The sequence below is a fragment of the Streptomyces sp. V4I8 genome (assembly GCF_041261225.1).
GTDB lineage: Bacteria > Actinomycetota > Actinomycetes > Streptomycetales > Streptomycetaceae > Streptomyces.
In genome coordinates, this window is the sequence record NZ_JBGCCN010000001.1 from 4,945,253 (window position 1) to 4,962,245 (window position 16,993).

General features: G+C 69.9%; 18 protein-coding genes. 9 read left to right on the forward strand and 9 right to left on the reverse strand.

Going from position 1 to position 16,993, the window contains the following annotated elements; genetic code table 11:
• Window positions 1-14: 14 nt before the first annotated feature.
• The 5 genes from ABIE67_RS22370 to ABIE67_RS22390 form a co-directional block, all read right to left on the reverse strand.
• The gene (locus ABIE67_RS22370; protein WP_370260257.1) at window positions 15-725 is read right to left on the reverse strand and encodes a phosphatase PAP2 family protein; all 711 of its coding nucleotides are present in this window, start codon (window positions 723-725) and stop codon (window positions 15-17) included.
• Between the two features lie 201 nt (window positions 726-926).
• Complete coding sequence (locus ABIE67_RS22375; protein ID WP_370268812.1) at window positions 927-1,871, reverse strand: NlpC/P60 family protein; 945 nt, start codon at window positions 1,869-1,871, stop codon at window positions 927-929.
• A gap of 113 nt (window positions 1,872-1,984) precedes the next feature.
• Window positions 1,985-3,718, reverse strand: a complete 1,734-nt coding sequence (locus ABIE67_RS22380; RefSeq protein ID WP_370260259.1) for a serine/threonine-protein kinase — start codon at window positions 3,716-3,718, stop codon at window positions 1,985-1,987.
• Window positions 3,719-3,770: 52 nt separating this feature from the next.
• Window positions 3,771-4,532, reverse strand: coding sequence for a trypsin-like peptidase domain-containing protein (locus tag ABIE67_RS22385; protein WP_370260264.1), 762 nt, complete (start codon window positions 4,530-4,532; stop codon window positions 3,771-3,773).
• A gap of 94 nt (window positions 4,533-4,626) precedes the next feature.
• On the reverse strand, window positions 4,627-5,385 hold the full coding sequence (locus tag ABIE67_RS22390; RefSeq protein ID WP_370260266.1) for a PIG-L family deacetylase: 759 nt from the start codon (window positions 5,383-5,385) through the stop codon (window positions 4,627-4,629).
• Window positions 5,386-5,544: 159 nt separating this feature from the next.
• Here ABIE67_RS22390 and ABIE67_RS22395 point away from each other — a divergent pair, with 159 nt between their 5' ends.
• Window positions 5,545-5,961 carry a hypothetical protein gene (locus ABIE67_RS22395; RefSeq protein WP_370260269.1) on the forward strand — a complete coding sequence of 139 codons (417 nt, stop codon included), beginning with the start codon at window positions 5,545-5,547 and terminating at the stop codon, window positions 5,959-5,961.
• Between the two features lie 59 nt (window positions 5,962-6,020).
• Here the strand turns inward: ABIE67_RS22395 and ABIE67_RS22400 are convergent, their stop codons facing one another.
• Window positions 6,021-6,956: an oxidoreductase gene (locus ABIE67_RS22400; RefSeq protein WP_370260271.1), complete on the reverse strand. Its 936-nt coding sequence runs from the start codon at window positions 6,954-6,956 to the stop codon at window positions 6,021-6,023.
• A 114-nt stretch (window positions 6,957-7,070) separates the two neighbouring features.
• Between ABIE67_RS22400 and ABIE67_RS22405 the strand changes: the two genes are divergently transcribed.
• Window positions 7,071-7,673: a TetR/AcrR family transcriptional regulator gene (locus ABIE67_RS22405; RefSeq protein ID WP_370260272.1), complete on the forward strand. Its 603-nt coding sequence runs from the start codon at window positions 7,071-7,073 to the stop codon at window positions 7,671-7,673.
• 84 nt (window positions 7,674-7,757) lie between these two features.
• Here the strand turns inward: ABIE67_RS22405 and ABIE67_RS22410 are convergent, their stop codons facing one another.
• The gene (locus ABIE67_RS22410) at window positions 7,758-8,102 is read right to left on the reverse strand and encodes a hypothetical protein (protein ID WP_370260273.1); all 345 of its coding nucleotides are present in this window, start codon (window positions 8,100-8,102) and stop codon (window positions 7,758-7,760) included.
• A complete protein-coding gene (locus ABIE67_RS22415; RefSeq protein WP_370260275.1) occupies window positions 8,099-8,410 on the reverse strand; it encodes a hypothetical protein in 312 nt (103 codons plus the stop codon). Before ABIE67_RS22415 ends, ABIE67_RS22410 begins: the two co-directional genes overlap by 4 nt.
• 150 nt (window positions 8,411-8,560) lie before the next feature.
• Between ABIE67_RS22415 and ABIE67_RS22420 the strand changes: the two genes are divergently transcribed.
• The 7 genes from ABIE67_RS22420 to ABIE67_RS22450 all read left to right on the forward strand — a co-directional run bounded on the left by ABIE67_RS22420 (window position 8,561) and on the right by ABIE67_RS22450 (window position 16,391).
• Entirely contained in the window at window positions 8,561-8,815 is a 255-nt protein-coding gene (locus ABIE67_RS22420; RefSeq protein WP_370260277.1) for a GntR family transcriptional regulator, read from the forward strand.
• Between the two features lie 406 nt (window positions 8,816-9,221).
• Window positions 9,222-9,530: a hypothetical protein gene (locus ABIE67_RS22425; protein ID WP_003991275.1), complete on the forward strand. Its 309-nt coding sequence runs from the start codon at window positions 9,222-9,224 to the stop codon at window positions 9,528-9,530.
• A gap of 190 nt (window positions 9,531-9,720) precedes the next feature.
• A complete protein-coding gene (locus tag ABIE67_RS22430) occupies window positions 9,721-10,551 on the forward strand; it encodes a hypothetical protein (RefSeq protein WP_370260280.1) in 831 nt (276 codons plus the stop codon).
• Window positions 10,541-11,860, forward strand: coding sequence for a hypothetical protein (locus ABIE67_RS22435; RefSeq protein ID WP_370260284.1), 1,320 nt, complete (start codon window positions 10,541-10,543; stop codon window positions 11,858-11,860). Before ABIE67_RS22430 ends, ABIE67_RS22435 begins: the two co-directional genes overlap by 11 nt.
• Window positions 11,857-13,413: an SCO6880 family protein gene (locus tag ABIE67_RS22440; protein WP_370260286.1), complete on the forward strand. Its 1,557-nt coding sequence runs from the start codon at window positions 11,857-11,859 to the stop codon at window positions 13,411-13,413. Before ABIE67_RS22435 ends, ABIE67_RS22440 begins: the two co-directional genes overlap by 4 nt.
• 6 nt (window positions 13,414-13,419) lie before the next feature.
• Window positions 13,420-14,835 carry an ATP-binding protein gene (locus ABIE67_RS22445; protein WP_370260288.1) on the forward strand — a complete coding sequence of 472 codons (1,416 nt, stop codon included), beginning with the start codon at window positions 13,420-13,422 and terminating at the stop codon, window positions 14,833-14,835.
• A 14-nt stretch (window positions 14,836-14,849) separates the two neighbouring features.
• The gene (locus ABIE67_RS22450; RefSeq protein ID WP_370260290.1) at window positions 14,850-16,391 is read left to right on the forward strand and encodes a type IV secretory system conjugative DNA transfer family protein; all 1,542 of its coding nucleotides are present in this window, start codon (window positions 14,850-14,852) and stop codon (window positions 16,389-16,391) included.
• A 34-nt stretch (window positions 16,392-16,425) separates the two neighbouring features.
• Here ABIE67_RS22450 and ABIE67_RS22455 read toward each other — a convergent pair whose 3' ends face one another.
• Complete coding sequence (locus tag ABIE67_RS22455; protein WP_370260293.1) at window positions 16,426-16,989, reverse strand: GNAT family N-acetyltransferase; 564 nt, start codon at window positions 16,987-16,989, stop codon at window positions 16,426-16,428.
• Between the last annotated feature and the right edge of the window lie 4 nt (window positions 16,990-16,993).

Consider the following 16,993-nt stretch of genomic DNA (forward strand, 5'->3'; position numbering starts at 1 on the left):
CACCAGCGGAGCGCTCAGGCCGCGAGGTCCCGCTCCTCGGCCCCCGCGGCCTCTTTCCGAGCCCCCGGAATCACGGCCTCCTGCCCACCCGCCTGGGAGGCGCCCCGCGCCCTGATCAGCCACCCACCCCTGGGCGACCGCTCGATGGCGGACATCACGGGCGTCAGCAGCGCCATGGCCGGCGGCGACAGCAGCAGGGCGACGGCGGTACCGAGCGCGAACCCGCCGACGACGTCGGTCGGATAGTGCACGCCCATGTAGACCCGGCAGAAGCCTTCGAGAAGTGCGAGCCCGATCCCGACCAGGCCGAACTTCCGGTTGGCGACGAACAGCCCGACCCCCAGGGCCATGGCGATCGTCGCGTGGTCACTCACGAACGAGTAGTCGGTCTTGCCGGGCACCAGGACTTCGAGCCCCTGGTGATCGAGGAACGGCCTGGGCCGCTCGACGAACCCCCGGATCGGCACGTTCACCAGGACCGCGATCCCGGCGGCCACCGGCGCCCACACGAGCGCGGCCACGGACGAGGCGGCGTCCTCGTCGCCCCGACGCCGCACGGACCACCAGCACCACACGACCAGCAGCACCATGGCGAGCACCATCCCGTACTCACCGACGTACTCCATGACCCGGTCGAACCAGTGCGGGGCGTCCTTGGCCAGGCCATTGATGTCGAAGAGCAGGTCGACGTCGGGGTTCGACCCGGATTCTGCGAGTCCAGCCATGATGCCGCGGCCCCTTCGTCGTCTCTTAACTCGGCGCAACTTGCGTACGCCGTTCCGCCCACCCCCGTGGTTGTGAATCCGGCTACGACACCAGGAACGCACGGCCCCTGTTGATACGTTCCACACTCCACTGAATGATCACGCAGACGTTATCGAAGAGAGACCCATCGCCGCAGCTCAGGGGGTGGGTTCACGCTCCGTCTACACCGTCGTGGGCAGCGCTTTCGCGCCATCTTCGGTCACCCGGGTGGCCCCGAAGTAGTCCGGGGTGTCGATCGGGTCGAACCGGATCACAGCACCCGTTCTCGGCGCGTCGATCATGTACCCGCCACCCACATAAATCCCGACATGCCGGATCGCCCGGGAGTTGGTGAGGTCGTCCGAGAAGAACACCAGATCCCCGGGCAGCAACTCGTCCCTGTCCGGATGCGGCCCCGCGTTGTACTGATCGTTCGCGACCCGCGGCAGCGAGATCCCGACACTGTCGTACGCGGCCTTCGTCAACCCCGAACAGTCGAACCGCCCATCGTCGGCGGCAGTACCGTCACCGCCCCAGAGGTAGAGCGTGCCGAGCTTCTTCTGGGCGTAGTAGATGGCGCCGGCGGCCTGCTTGGAGGGGTCGACGCGGGTCGTGGGCGCCGCGAAGCTCTTCTCCAGGCTGCGGATCCTCGTGACGTAGTTCTGGGTCTCGGTGATGGCCGGAACCCCGCCCGCCTTTATGACGCGGTACGCGCCCGCGTTGTAGGCGGCGAGCATGTTGTCCGTGGTGTCGCCGGGCACGTCCTTGACGTACTTGGCGAGTTCGCAGTCGTACGACGCGGCCGACGGAATCGCGTCATTCGGGTCCCAGATGTCGCGGTCACCATCGCCGTCTCCGTCCACACCGTGCGTGGCCCAGGTGCTCGGGATGAACTGGGCGATGCCGCGGGCGTCGGCGTGGCTCACGACGTCCGGATCCCAGCCGCTCTCCTGGTACAGCTGGGCGGCGAGCAGGGCCGGGTTGAGGGCGGGGCACAGGTTGCCCCACTTCTGCACGAGCGTCTTGTACGCACCGGGCACGGACCCCTTGGCCAGCCCGACACTGCCCTTGCCGACCCCGTTCACGAGGTTCCCGGCAACGATGTACACCCCGACGACGAGCAGCATCACGAAGCTCACGCCGAGCGCGACCGCGACACCACCGGCCACCCATACTTTTCGCACGGCTCAACCCTCCCCCATATCGCTGCTGTTCAAGGCCATTTCCGGTGAGAGTGGCGCTATTTCACCGTGAAGCCGTGGCAGGCGATGCTTGCGTACTGCTTCGGTCCGGTGGTGTGAAGGAAGAGGACGGTCCAGTCGCCCGGGTCGTTCTCCACGGGGATGGCGTTGTCGTACCGCTTGCCGTTCACGATCTTCTGGAAGTCGTCGGGATACGTCAGCTCCACCCCGGTGTTGTCCGGGTCCGTGCGGTAGCGCTCGTACAGATCGATGGGCTTGCTCGTGTACCCGAGGTCCAGGTTCTGCTGGAGTCCTCCCTCGTAGGGTTTGCCCGTATCCGGGTCGATCTCGTGCGGCGGCTTCACCGCGACTGAGACGTAGTACGACTCACCAGCCTTCGGGGCTGCGTACTTCAGCCGCAGGGTGATCCGGCCCTTGCCGGACGTGTACGGCGCTTCGGAATCGGCGGCCGCGACAGAGAACTGGAAGTACTCGTTACGCTCCTCGGCCGGAAGCTGGCACGCTCCCTCCCCGTACTGCGAGTTCTCATCCGCGGTCCAGAAGTCGCGTGACGGGTTCGTCTGCTCGACATACGCCGGTGCTTTGACCTTTGTCTGATCCCTCGCCGAAGTCGTGGGGGGCGTCGACGTGACTCCCGGCGTAGCCGCCCCACTCGCCTCCTTCTCCTGGCTCCCGCCGTTTCCAGGCAGGAGCACCAATGCGGTGGCCGCTCCCACTCCTATGGCGAGCCCCACAGCTCCGGCAACCATCCAAGGTCCGGAACGACGACGTCGCGCAACCTGCGCCGGCCGACTCACCTGAGTGGGCGTATACCCATACACCGACCCGGCCGTGGGAAGTTCATGTGCCCCCAACGGCGGATGCGCCGGAGGCGTCGCCATCGCGGCCCCCGCCTGCCGGGGCGCCGGCGTCTGCGGCACCGTCTCCACCAGCCGGGCGAGCCCCGCGTAGAGCGGGTCCTCAACGAGCGCCGTCCGTACCCCGCACCGCGCGATCACCTCGTGGAGCCCCGGTCGCGCCGCCGGATCCTTGGCCACGCACAGCTCGATGAGAGCCGCCAACTCGGGCTCCACACCCCCGAGATCGATGGGCTCGTGCACGGCCCGGTAGCTGACCCCCGCCGGCTCCCCCATACCGAACGGCGGCCGCCCTGTTGCCGCATACGCGAGCGTCGCCCCCAGTGCGAACACGTCCGCCGCCGGCCCGACCTCGTTGCGCAGCAGCACCTCGGGCGCGGTGAACCCAGGTGTACCCGGCGCGAACCCGGCCTCCGTGAGCGCCGTCTGACCTGCGCCGCGCGCGATCCCGAAGTCGATGAGCTGCGGCCCCTGCGCGGCGAGGATCACGTTCTGCGGCTTGAGGTCGCGATGCGTGACGCCGTGCGCATGCACCGCCGCGAGGCCTTCGGCGAGAGCGGCGAACAGCCCACGGCACGTCTCGGCGGGCAACGCCCCCCGCTCCCCCACCGCCCCACTCAAAGTCGGCCCCGCCACATACTCGGTAGCCAGCCAGTACGGCGCCGAATCCAGCGACGCGTCAATCAGGTTGGCCGTATACGCACTCCGCACGGCCCACACGGTCTCGACCTCCCGCCGGAACCGCGCCAACGCCTCCGGATGGTCGGTGATCTCCTCCCGGATCACCTTGATCGCGACCAGCCGCCCACCCGGCGACCGACCGAGATAGACCTGCCCCATCCCGCCCGCCCCGAGCCGGGCGAGCAGCGTGTGCGCGCCTATGTGCGCCGGGTCCCGATCCTTCAGTGCGTCCACCCAACTGACCTTGCCACAGAGATCAGTTCGCCGGGGAACCCCGTTCCCTCCGTTACCCCCGTTCCCCCCGTTCCGCTTCCCGATACAGCGCCGCCGCCTCCGCCCCGAACACCACACTGAACGACACGTCCGCCGTCGCCCCGCCCCCCTCGTGCCCGCCGAGCACGCCCACGAGCTCCCCGTCCCCGTTGACCCAGGGACTGCCGCTGGTCCCGCCGCTGAAGCCCGGGCACTCGACGCGCTGCTGGAGACGGCTGTGCGGCGTCGGCTTGTTGGTGCAACCGACCGGCGCCCGACGGGCGTTGGGGTACCCGGTCACGGTCACCGCCGTGGCCCCGGTGGCCATCCCGGCGACGAACCGATTGCCGCCGACGACGTCCTCGACCCCCTCACCCGCGACTCCCTCCCCACCCCGATCCGCCACCACCGCGAACGCCACGTCACTGTCCTCGTCCCGCCCCTTCACCCACCCGTCCGGCAGAAACCGCCTCCCGAGCCGCCACGCCCCGTACGGCGCCCTGCCGTCCCGGTACCCCGGCACGAACACGACGTCCTCCGCCCTTCCGTCCAGGCAGTGCGCCGCGGTGACCACGAGGTCGTGCCGCGGGCTGTGCACGACTGAGGCGGTACAGAAGCGCCGGCCGCCCGCGAACAGGGACCCGACACGTGCGGTCCGCGCAGTGGCCGCGGCGACGGCGGTGACGCCGAAGGGACCCGAGCCGTCGTCGGCGGCCGCAGTGGAGGCAGAGGTGACGGAGGCGACGGCGAACAGCACGGCGACGGCGTGCAGGGCGGAACGGGAGGGGCGCTTCATCGGAGCCCACCCTCCCGCACGAAGGTGAGAAAAGGGTCAGCAGTCAGCGAGGAGACATGCAAGTCGACTCACACAGCGGCTGAAGCTCACTCGCTCACACCGTCAGCTCCGTCTGCGGCGGCACGGAGGAGACCGGATCCTGCCGGATGTACCACTCCGTCGCCAGGACCCGCTCCCGTACGTCCGCCGGGAACCCGGCGAGCAACCCCGGCACCGCCCCTCGCTCCACCTCGGTGCGATGGGCCAGTACGGCTGTCCACTTCTGCTCCAGCCAGGGGCGCACATCCACCGTCGCGGTGATCCGCTCGTCCGGAACGGTCTTCATGCCCTTGCCCGCACGGGCCAGCCCTTCCAGGGCGTCGAGCGCCGAGTGCGGGTGCGTGGCCAGGTAGAGGGCGCTCGGCTGCCAGGGGGCACCGGCGTCCGGGTAGAGCCGTTCGAGCCCGGCGGCGTGGACCGCGAGCGTGGTCACACGGTGGGTGTGCACATGGTCCGGATGGCCGGTCACGCCGCCGTAGGCATCGTGGGTGATCACGATCTCCGGGCGGAACTGCCGCAGGTGAGCGACCAGCCGCCCCACCGACTCGTCCAGCGGCGCATCACACAGCCGCGGGCTGCCGGGAGCGGAGTGCGGCACCTTGGCGTCGGCGTAACCAAGCATCCGGGGCTCACCGGCACCGAGGATCCGCAAGGCCTCGGCGAGTTCGGCACCGCGTCGCGTGCCCGGGGTCCAGGTTGCCGTCACGACGGCGGTACGGGCGCCCGCGGCCGCGTGCCGGGCGAGGACTCCCCCCGAGAACAACGACTCGTCGTCCGGGTGGGCGAACACCCCGAGCAGGCTCGGCATGGACATCGAGCGACCACCTCCGGCTACGGCCTACCCCTGAGTACGCGTACTCAGGCACAAGGTCATCCGTCGCGGCAGACTGTGCCGCGACCGACCAACCGGCCGATCAACTGACCGACGGCCCATGCACCTTCAGCGACCAAAGCATCTTCAGGGGGAACCAACGTGACACGAACCAGCCGTGCCCTGACCACGACGGCATTGGCGGCCTGCGCACTGACCGGCCTGGCGGCGGCGCCCTCCGCCGCGTCGACCGATGTCCTGCTGCCCCATCCCGGACCGGAGGGTCTGGTGTGGGTGCCGGAGCACACGGGAGACGGCGGAGTCGCGTCCGGCGGCGCGTGGGAGAAGCTGCCGACCGTGCTCACGGTAGCGTGCGAGGGCGGCGGCGATGTGCGGGTGACGATGTCGCAGGAGACGGAGGTCGCCGCGTTCACGGTCGACTGTCCGGCCGAGGGCGCCGGGGTGGGATCCGTGACCATGGATCCCGGCGTGGTGCGTTTCGGGTCCTTCACGATCGGCGTCGACGCTTCGGCGGACAACATCCGCTGGGCGCTGACGGTGACCCAGCCGGAGTCATAGACCCTCCGATCCGGCTCAAGGATCCGGCTCAGGTCGCACCCTGGTGACGGCCGAGCGCCCTAACGCTCGGCCCCCGCCACGCCCTCGGCCTCGGCCTCGACCTTCCCCAACGGCCAGCTCACCCCCGTCAGTTCCTCCGAGACCGTCCAGAGCCGCCGCGCCACCGCCGCATCGCTAGCCGCCGTCGTCCGCCCCACCAGCGTCGGCGCACCCCGCAGCTCTCCGAACCCGTCGGGTCCGACGTAACTCGCGCCGGGCAGTTCCTGCGTCGCGGCGTACAGCGTCGGCAGCGCACCCGCCCTGTCGTCCTGGGCGAAGACCCTGTTGCCGATCTGCATGATCCCCCGCTTGACCGCACTGCCCGCATGGCTCTGCAGGTTGGTGGCGGCATAGCCGGGGTGTGCGGCCAGGGCGCGGACCGGGGAGCCGGACTCCGTCAGGCGGCGCTGCAGTTCCAGCGTGAAGAGAAGGTTCGCCAGCTTCGACTGGGCGTACGCGCGGTTCGGGTCGTAGCCGGACGTCCAGTTCAGGTCCTCGAAACGGATCCGCGCGCCGAACCAGCGGTGCGCACCGGACGACAGCGTCACGACCCGGTCGGTGACATACGGCAGAAGCAGGTTCGTCAGCGCGAAGTGGCCCAGATGGTTGGTGCCGAACTGCATCTCGAAGCCGTCCGCCGTCCGCTGCTCCGGCACCATCATCACGCCGGCGTTGTTGATCAGCAGGTCCAGCGGCCGCCCCTGCCACGCCTCCGCGAACTCCCGCACGGACGACAGATCCGCCAGATCCAGGCGCCGCACCTCCGTGCTGCCGTTCACCGTCGCGGCCGCCGCCCGCCCCCGCTCCGGATCCCGCACGGCGAACACGACATGCGCCCCCGCTCGCGCCAGCGCGTCAGCGGCCCGAAGCCCGATCCCGCTGTTGGCGCCGGTGACGACGGCGGTGCGACCGGCGAGGTCGGGGAGGCTCGTAGCGTCCCAAGTCTGTTTGGCCATCTTGGTCATCTCCTTCGCGGCGGATGCTTCGAATGTAGGCGCCGCCAACAATGATGTCAATGACAACAATGATGTCGACGCCAACAAAGATGACACCGCCAACATCAAGCTACGATGGTGTTCATGCCCGAGAGCCGCCCCTACCACCACGGAGACCTGCGCGCCGCCCTGCTCGCCGCGGCGGAACGCACCCTGCGTGAGAAAGGCACCGCCGCCCTCTCGCTCCGCGAACTGGCCCGCGAGGTCGGCGTCAGCCACGCCGCCCCCGGCCGGCATTTCAAGGACAAGCAGACCCTGCTCAACGCCCTGGCCCTGGCCGGATACGAGCGGCTCGCCCAGTCCCTGAGCGCGGCCGACGACCCCGCGCTCCCCCTGGAGCCGCGCCTCACCTCCCTCGGCCGGGCCTACCTCGGCTTCGCCGTCGACAACGCCGCGCTCCTGGAGCTCATGTACGCCCGCAAGCACGAGCCGGACGCCTCGGAGCAGATGGCCGCCGCGGTCGAGGAGACGGTGGGGAGCCTCGTACAGGTCCTCGCGGACGCCCAGCGGAGGGGCGAGATCATCGACGGCGACGTAGAGGAGCTCAATCTCGTCACCGGCGCCGCCCTCCACGGCATGTCCGCCTTCATCTCCGCCGGCTGGCTGACGCCGGAGGCCGCCCTGGCGGGCGTGGAGGGCCTGGTCCACCACTTGCTGCACGGCTTGAAGCCCCGCTGACCAGCCGCAACGCCCCACAGCCAGCCGGACGGGCGCGCCCCCGGCGGCCCGGAGCGCGCGGAACGCGCTCCGGGCGGGGCCGACTCACGGACCGGCTGAGCCTGGGCTCGTCGACGGGCGAGCGCGGCCACGGGTCCGCCATCCCCCCTCGTCCGCCACACCTCCGTCCCACACGGTGTCCCCCGCCATCATGCCGACGCATTCCTCCAGCGCCGCGTGCAACGGCGATACGAAGGCGGCGAGTTCGGTCTCCGACACCTCCCCCGCCTCCAGCACTGCCCCGACGACCGCCACCAGGACGGCTGCGGCCTCCAGGGCATGCTTGTCGGCCAGCGCCTCAAGAAAGCCACCGGGGCGCGCGACGACAAACGCCTCCTTGCCGGTGGCCGGGTCGACACCCAGGCTGCGGGGGCGCCACGTGCCGCTCATACGGCCGCCTCCCACGGGAAGCAGTCCTGGCCCCGGGCCGCAAGATCCGCCGCCCGGCGCCGCTGCCGCTGAAGACGCCACCGCTCACGATCGTCACGCTCGCGCTCCCAGACGACGACGTACGGCCGGACCAGGGGCTGGCCGTCGGCTGCGATGACGTCGGCCACGTACAGCCATGACCGGCGTGCGGGCGTGGGCCTGTGCGCGGCAGGGGGCGGACAGGAGGTGCGGGACGGCGCCGGGTCGGCGCGGTGCGCTCCGCGTCCGGGCAGGAAGAGGCTGAGGATCGCGGCCAGTAGGCTGCGCATAGGTCGACTCCTGTTCAGTCGGCTCAGGCCCCGGCGAGGAAGTAGCCGCTTCCCGACGGGGCCGATCTGTCTTCGAAGGCCACCTTACCCGTAGATAACCGCAGATAACCACGGATGCATGGATTGCCATGGTCACCCACGCTGAACCTCATGGAGCTTGATCGCACGCGCCCGCTATGGCGGCAGATCGCAGCGGAGATCATCCGACGCATCGAAGACGGCACATACCCGCCGGGCAGCCGCGTACCTTCCACCCTGGAAGTCGCCCAGGAATTCGGCGTGGTGAACGCGACCGCGGCGAAGGCCATGCGGCATGTACGGGAACAGGGCTGGACGCGCGGCGAAGTCGGACTGGGGACCTTCGTGGCCGATCCGCTGCCGAGCTCTCCCACAGAACAGCCCTGACTCTCCGTCACCAGTTTCCGCCCCGGCAAGTCGCCGACCCTACCGGCGCATGGAGAACTGCGGCCCGCACCCCACCAGCCGCGCCCCGTCCGCACGCCGGGATACCCTTCACCCGCAGAACACCGGCACGACCAGCCACTCGACGGACTCACCCGACCGGCCGTCAGAAACGGCACCCGGCGTGAAGAGGCCCAACGACGCAACCACACCACAGGTTCCGCTCAGGCCTCGTTGCCCGGCGTGACCTGCCGTGATACACAGAGTGACCGTACGAGCTATTCGTACGAATCCCGCCCATCAATGACGCCAAGTCGACATACGACGGCGACAATGTCGGCGAGAATGAGGCCTGACCTCTGCGCACCGCAGGGGACTGCGGAACTACCCAACAGGGGCGGTGACTTACATGCTCTTTGCGGCCGATAAGGGCGACATCAACACGATCATCGGCGGGATCGCTCCGGACTGGGGTCCCTTCGGCAGCCTGGGCAACGAGGCGAAGGTGATGATCGAGGTCGTGATGGCGGTCGCCATCCTGCTCTGCCTCGGTATCGCCATCTGGGGCGCCGCCAAACAGCGCATCGGCGCCACGGCGCTGCGCGACACGTTCAGCGCCGAGCAGGGCAAGGGGCTGATCATCGCCGGCCTGACGGGGGTCTTCATCATCGGCTCACTGGGCACGCTGTTCACCATCGTGTACGGCATGGCCGTCTAGGCGACTCCGTCCCCGCCCGTCCGCTCCGGGCACGCCCGGCCCCCCTCGTCCCCCACCCACCCGTCGTGCCCACCGGCTGAGGTTGCGTTTCCCTGATGTCGAGTCACCACACCGCGCCCATGCGGGAACCAGCACGGCTACCGTCGTACTCCTACGTGTTTTTGTCCGACGTCGAGGGGGCGTACGCGGCATGAGTCTCGGAGACGAGCGGGAGTCCTCCGGCGGTTACGGAGGCACGGGTCAGACCCGCACCCGACTGCCCGAAGGCGGCGGTGACGTGTACGGGGGCGCGCGGCGGGGTGGCCGCTCGTCGTCCCGGAGCCTGGTCACCGTGGTCGGCGTGGTCGTCCTCCTCATCGCAGCGATCGCCTTCGCGAACCGTGGAGGCGAAGACTCCCCTTCCACCTCCGGCGACGAGAACCAGCCGAATTCCTCGTCCACAGCCGCCAGCGGGGCCCGCCCCGTGGACGGGAAGGCCGCGGGGATTCCAGGGGGGTTCGCGCGGGATGAGCAGGGGGCGCAGAGCGCGGCGGCGAACTATGCCGCTGCGCTGGGCTCTGACGGCATGTTCAGCGTGTCCAGGCGGCACGAGATCGTGCAGACCGTCGCCGCCCCCACCTCGGTTGCGCAGCTCCAGTCCGGTTTCGACAAGGACTACTCCGCTGGACTCCTGAAGAGAATCGGCCTCAATGAAGACGGCAGTGCTCCCGCGGGCAAGACGTTCGTCAATCGCACGCTGCCGGCCGGCACCAAGGTCACCTCTTTCGGCAGCAACGCTGCCACGGTCGAGGTCTGGTGCAATGGCCTGTTCGGGCTCGCTGGTGACGACTCGACCAACCCCGTGACCAGTACCTGGTTCACCGTGACGATGAAGCTGAACTGGAGCGGTGGCGACTGGAAGGTCCTCGAGACCACTCAGAAGACCGGCCCGACCCCCGTCACCGGAGACAACCCCATTTCCGGGTCCGATGAGATCAGCAAGGCGGTCCAGGAGTTCGGAGGGTTCACCTATGCCCGGTAGCCATCACCGCGCGCTCAAGTTCACCGGCCTGGTCGTCGCTGTACAAGCCACCGCCGTACTGCTGGCATCCCGCGCTGCCGCAGCTCCCACGCCCTCACCGAGCGACGACGCATGCTCCCTCATCGCGGGTCCCGCCAAAAAGTACTGCGAGCAAGGAAGCGACTCGGGCGGAGGGGGCGGCACCCCCTCCCTGACCGACCCCACCTCCACCCTCGACCCCCTCTCCTCCCTCGCCAAGGGCTGCGCCGAAGCCGCCGCCTGGACCGTCAACAAGCTCAGCGAGGCCGTGAAGGAGACCGCCAACGTCGACTTCACGAACGAGAAGTTCCTCCAGCAGTACGCCGTCGTCTTCGCGGCGTCGACCGTCCTGACCCTCCTCCTCTGGCTCCTGGCGGTCGCCAAGCGAGCCGTCCGAGGCGTCCCCCTCAGCACCGCCATCTCGGAGGCGATCGGCTTCCTCTGGCTGACGGTGCTGGCGTCGGCGTTCACGCCGCTGATCCTCTACACGGTCGTATCGGCCACCGACGGCATCACCGACGTCCTCGCGAAAACGACGGGCGACCAGACGGACACCTTCTTCGGCACCTTCTCCGGCGCCCTGGAGAAGGGCGAGGACATCGGCGGCGGCCCGATCATGCTGATCGTGGTGTCCCTGGTCTCCATCCTCGCCGCCGGCGTCCTCTGGCTGGAGCTCGTCATCCGCGCCGCCCTGCTCTACGTCGGCGCCCTCCTCGGCACCGTCGTCTACGCGGGCCTGGTCGACAAGAACCTGTGGGGCCACGTCCGCCGCTGGGCGGGCATCATGATCGCCGTCATCCTCGTGAAGCCGGTCATCGTCATAGTGCTCGGCCTGGCCGGCGCCCTGTCCGCCGACGACGGCCCGAACGCCTTCTCGGCCGTGGTCTCCGGCCTGGCCATCATCCTGCTCGCCATCTTCGCGAGCGCGATGATCTACCGCTTCGTGCCCGGCTTCGGCGACGAGCTCGCCGGCTCCCGCAACAACCGCATCATGCGCGGCGCCGAAGGCAAGGCCGCCGCCGTCATCAGCTCCCCGGCGACCCTCGTCGCCCAGGGCATCAAGACCCACAGCTCCCGCGCGGACAACCAGGGCGGCGGCCAGTCCGGCTCGGGCGCCCGCCCGTCCAACCCCGCCTCCGGCGGCGTCGCCGCACACAGCTCGCGCTCCTCGAACGGGGGCGGCGGATCTGTCCCCTCCGCCGCACCCGCACCCCGCTCGGGCAGCCCGGTGAACACCCCCCACGCCAGCAACACCCGCAACAGCAACCGTTCAGGAGGTGACGGGCGTTGACGACCGAGTCCCACGTGTCCCACGCAGTCACGCCCCGCCGTTCATATCTGATCGGCCGCGCCCGGCCGAACGCGATCGTCGGCCGCAACCGCGAGACCGGCGAGATCACGTTGATCATCGGGGGCGCGTTCCTCGGCATGATGTGCGGGCTCCTCGTCCCCGTCCTGTCGCTGCGCATCGTGCTGCTGATGGGCTTCCCGCTGCTCGCGCTGGCGGCGGTCTACGTGCCGTACAAGCACCGGACCTTCTACAAGTGGTTCGAGATCAACCGCAGCTACAAGCGCACCCTCCGCCAGGGCACGGCCTACCGCTCCGGCGCCGTCGAGGCAGGCACCCACCTCGACGGGCGCGAGGTCGAGGTCGGCCCGCCGCCCGGCATCGGCCGCATCACCTGGCTGGCCGCGCCCTTCGGGCCCGACGAGATCGCCGTACTCCTGCACGCGGACCGGCGCACCGTCACGGCCGCGATCGAGATCGAGGGCCCCGGCGTGGGCCTGCGCGACTCCGAGGACCAGGAAGCCCTCGTCGACCGCTTCGGCACCCTGCTGAAGCATGTCGCCAACGGCGACGGCTTCGTCACCCGCCTCCAGATGCTCGCCCGCACCCTCCCCGCCGACCCCGACGCCCACGCCAAGGACGTCGCCCAACGAGGCGACGAGCGGGCCCTCGGCTGGCTGCAGCAGTCGTACGACCAACTCCAGTCGATGGTGTCGACGAGCAGCGAGCAGCACCGCGCGTACCTCGTCGCCTGCATGCACTTCACCCGCGAACTGGCCGCCGAGGCCCAGGCGATGGCCCGCGCGGCCCGTCCGCACGGCGGCAAGGTCGACCGGGACGCGGGCCTCGCGGTCGTCATGGCCCGCGAGCTGACCGACATCTGCTCGCGCCTCCAGGAGGCCGACATCCGCGTCCGGCAGCCCCTCGGTCAGGGCCGTCTGGCGTCCCTCATCCACTCCATGTACGACCCGGACCACCCGATCGACCACATCCAGGCGATGACGAAGCGCAACGCCTGGCCGGCCGAGCTGGACGCCATGGAGCCCACCTTCCTCCAGGCCAAGACCCGGGAGTCCTCCACCCGCGCCCCCTGGTGCCACGCCACCGCCTGGGTGAAGGAGTGGCCGATGACCCCGGTCGGCGTCAACTTCCTGGCACCGCTCCTGGTCCACACCCCGGACGTCATCCGCACGGTCGCCGTCACGATGGACCTCGAACCCACCGAGGTCGCCATCGAGCGCATGCTGACCGAGAAGACCAACGACGAGGCGGAGGCCAGCCGCGCCGCCAAGATGAACCGGACCGTCGACCCCCGCGACATCGCCGCCCACAACCGTCTCGACCAGCGAGGAGAAGACCTCGCGAGCGGCGCCGCCGGCGTCAACCTGGTCGGCTACATCACCGTCTCCTCCCGCTCCCCCGAGGCCCTGGCCCGCGACAAGCGGACCATCCGGGCGTCGGCCGGAAAGTCGTATCTGAAGCTGGAGTGGTGCGACCGCGAGCATCACCGGGCATTCGTCAACACGCTCCCCTTCGCCACCGGCATTCGGAGGTAGGACCTGATGCGGGACCCGCTGTCCGTCCTCACCGACGCCTTCACGTCCTTCCTCTTCGGAAAGGTCGAGACGACCCGGCTTCCGGTGCGCACGTCGACGGGCCAGGCCCAGGCGGTCTACCTCCCGACCGCCGCGCCGGGTCTCGGTGACTCGGGGGTGATCATCGGCCGCGAGGTGTATTCCGGAAAGGGCTACATCTACGACCCCTTCCAGCTGTACGGCCAGCAGCTCCCCGCCCCGCACTGGCTGGTCCTCGGCGAGTCGGGAAACGGCAAGTCCGCGCTGGAGAAGACGTACGTCCTGCGCCAGCTGCGCTTCCGCGACCGCCAGGTCGTCGTCCTGGACGCCCAGGGCGAGGACGGCGTCGGCGAGTGGAACCTCATCGCGCAGGAGCTGGGAATAACTCCCATCCGCCTGGACCCGATGGCGGCCCTGGACATGGGGATCCGCCTCAACCCGCTCGACCCCGCGATCACGACGACGGGCCAGCTCGCCCTGCTCCGGACGATCATCGAGGTCGCGATGGGCCACGGCCTCGACGAACGCTCGGGCTTCGCCCTCAAGGTCGCCCACGCCTACGTCAACGAGACCATCCTCGACCGCCAGCCCGTCCTCACCGACATCGTCGAACAGCTACGGCACCCCGAGCCGGAGTCGGCCGAGGCGATGAACGTCGCCATAGACGACGTACGGGCGTGGGGCCTGGACGTGGCGCTGGTACTGGACCGACTGGTCGACGGTGACCTGCGCGGCATGTTCGACGGCCCCACGACGGTCGGCATCGACCTTGACGCGCCGCTCATTGTGTTCGATTTGTCCCACATCGACCGCAACTCGATCGCCATGCCGATCCTGATGGCGATCGTGGGCGTATGGCTGGAGCACACCTGGATCCGCCCCGACCGGAAGAAGCGCATCTTCCTGGTCGAGGAGGCCTGGCACATCATCAACAGCCCCTTCGTGGCCCAGCTGTTCCAGCGCCTGCTGAAGTTCGGCCGGCGCCTGGGCCTGTCCTTCGTCGCCGTCGTCCACCACCTGTCCGACGTCGTGGACGGCGCGGCGGCCAAGGAAGCCGCAGCGATCCTGAAGATGGCGTCGACCAGGACGATCTACGCCCAGAAGGCCGACGAGGCTCGGGCGACGGGCCGCGTCCTCGGCCTGCCACGCTGGGCCGTGGAGATCATCCCGTCCCTCACCCCGGGCATCGCGGTGTGGGACGTCAACGGCAACGTCCAGGTGGTCAAACACCTGGTCACCGAGACGGAACGCCCCCTGGTCTTCACCGACCGCGCGATGACGGAGTCGTCCGCCGACCGCGACCTGACCGACGACGCCCTGCGCGCCGCCGAGCTGGAGGCGGAGGAACGGGCGGCGGCCTTCGTCGAACAACACCTCGGCGACTCCGAATCGACGGTGGCCTAGGGCTGGGAGGCAGCGTGAGACCGGACGACCGCCGGGCACACCGGGAGCACGGGGACCACCGGGACGGCCAGGGAGGCATCCCCGACGGCCTGCTCATCGGCATACTCGCCTTCCTCCTCGGCATGACCCTGCTGGTCTGGACGGCCACGGGCCTGTCAGCCCTGTTCGCGCACGGCTCCTGGCCCTCCGGCGTCACCTTCGCCCACACGCCCCTGGCCATGCGCTCCCTGATCGCACAGCCCCACGACATCCCGGGCGCGTGGCCGGAGACACCGAGCGACCAGCTCTCCGGGTACGGCCTGTTCTGGGGGCTCTTCATCGGCCAGCTGATGGCCCTGATCGTGCTGACCGTGTTCGTGCTGGGGACAGTGGCACGGTGGCGGGCGGTCAGGGCGGGGCGGCGCGTGGGTAAGACGGAGGGCGTGGGAAAGGCGAAGGACGCGGGAGAGTCAGGGACTGCGGAAGCACCGGGACCGATAGCGCACGAGGTCCCCGCACCGCACGTCGTACCCGCCCCCAGAACGGAACCGGAGCCGCAGCCCCAGAGGCAGCCGCAGCCGCAGCCGACGGGGCAGTCCGATGCCCACCTGCCGACGACGGACACCCCAGGCAGGGCACTCGGCGAACCGGCGTGGGACAGACTTGTCGTAGCCCCGAGGGAAAGCCGCCACACAACCGCAACGCAGGCCGTACACGACGCGGAAGGCCCCACCCTCGTAGTCACGTCGAACCCGGCCCTCTGGCAGGACACGAAGGACGCCCGCGCGAAACTGGGCCCGGTCCTCCTCTACGACCCCACCCACCTCTGCGACACCCCGGCCCGCCTCCACTGGTCCCCCACCACAGGCTGCGAGGACAAACAAACCGCGGTCTCCAGAGCCACCGCACTCCTGACCCCGGTCCGCCCCACCTCCCGCCTCGACCAGGCGGTCAGCGACACCGCCGAAACACTCCTGCGCAGCTACCTCCACGCCGCGGCCATCGACGGCCGCACCGTCCGCCACGTCCACCGCTGGTCCCAGGGCGGCCAGATCCAGGACGCCGTACGCATCCTCCGTACGAACCCGAAGGCGGCCCCGGGCGCGGCCGGCGAACTCGAAGCCGCCCTCACGGCCCACCCCGAACGCCGTGACATGGCCCAGGAGTTGACCACCAGGGCCCTCTCGGCGCTCTCCACGGTCAACATCCGGGAGTCATGCACTCCAAACCGAACTGATGCCCTCACCTTGGATTCCTTCGTGCATGAAGGGGGCACGCTTTATGTGGTGGGTGAATCCATCGAGGACCCCCGAGCCAACCCGGGCGCCATGCCACTCCTGACGGCCCTCGCCGCAAGCGTGGTCGAGCGCGGCCGGCGCATGGCCGAACGGTCATCCTCCGGTCGCCTCGACCCACCACTGACGCTCGTCCTGGACGACGTCGCCGCCGTGGCTCCGCTTCCCCAGCTGCCGGAGCTGCTGGCCACCGGAGCGGACCGGGGCATGCCGGCCCTGGCCCTGCTCCGGTCCCGGGAACAGGCCCGCTCCCGCTGGCCGCACGACGAACTCCCGGTCTAGGCCGACCAGTTACCGGCCCGGCCCCCTCACGCCCTCACGGCCGCTCGATGACGAACTCCCACTCGGACTCCGCCGACTGCCCGGCAAGCGGCACCGAGAGCCCACTCGGCACGAACCCCACCTTCCGGTAGAACCGCTGCGCCCGCCCGTTGTCCTCGTGCACGATCAGCCGCACCCGCTCCGCGCCCCGCGACCACGCCCACTCCAGGCCGGCGTCGAAGAGCACATCGGTCAGCCCGCTCCCCCGCTCCTCGGGCCGCACGAACACACCGACCACATGCCCCTGCTTCCGCTCCACCGGAAACCCGGCCCAGTCGGTCGTCCCCGGCTCCTCGACCAGCACGGTCAACGTCCCGACCCACCCGCCGTCCGGGCCCTCGGCGATGATCTGCTGCGCCCCGTCGGCCCCCTCACAGGCCCCGGCGGCCCGCTCCTGCCAGAAGGAGTCGGGCCGGGCCACGGCCTGCTCGTAGGTCTCCAGAAACGCCAGCGGCGCGACCGGATCCCGCAGCGCGGCAAGCCGCAACTCCTTAGCGGCGGGCCACTCGTCGGCACGTATCGACCGGATGACGTAGGCCCCGGGGTTCGTGGTGCTCATGGCC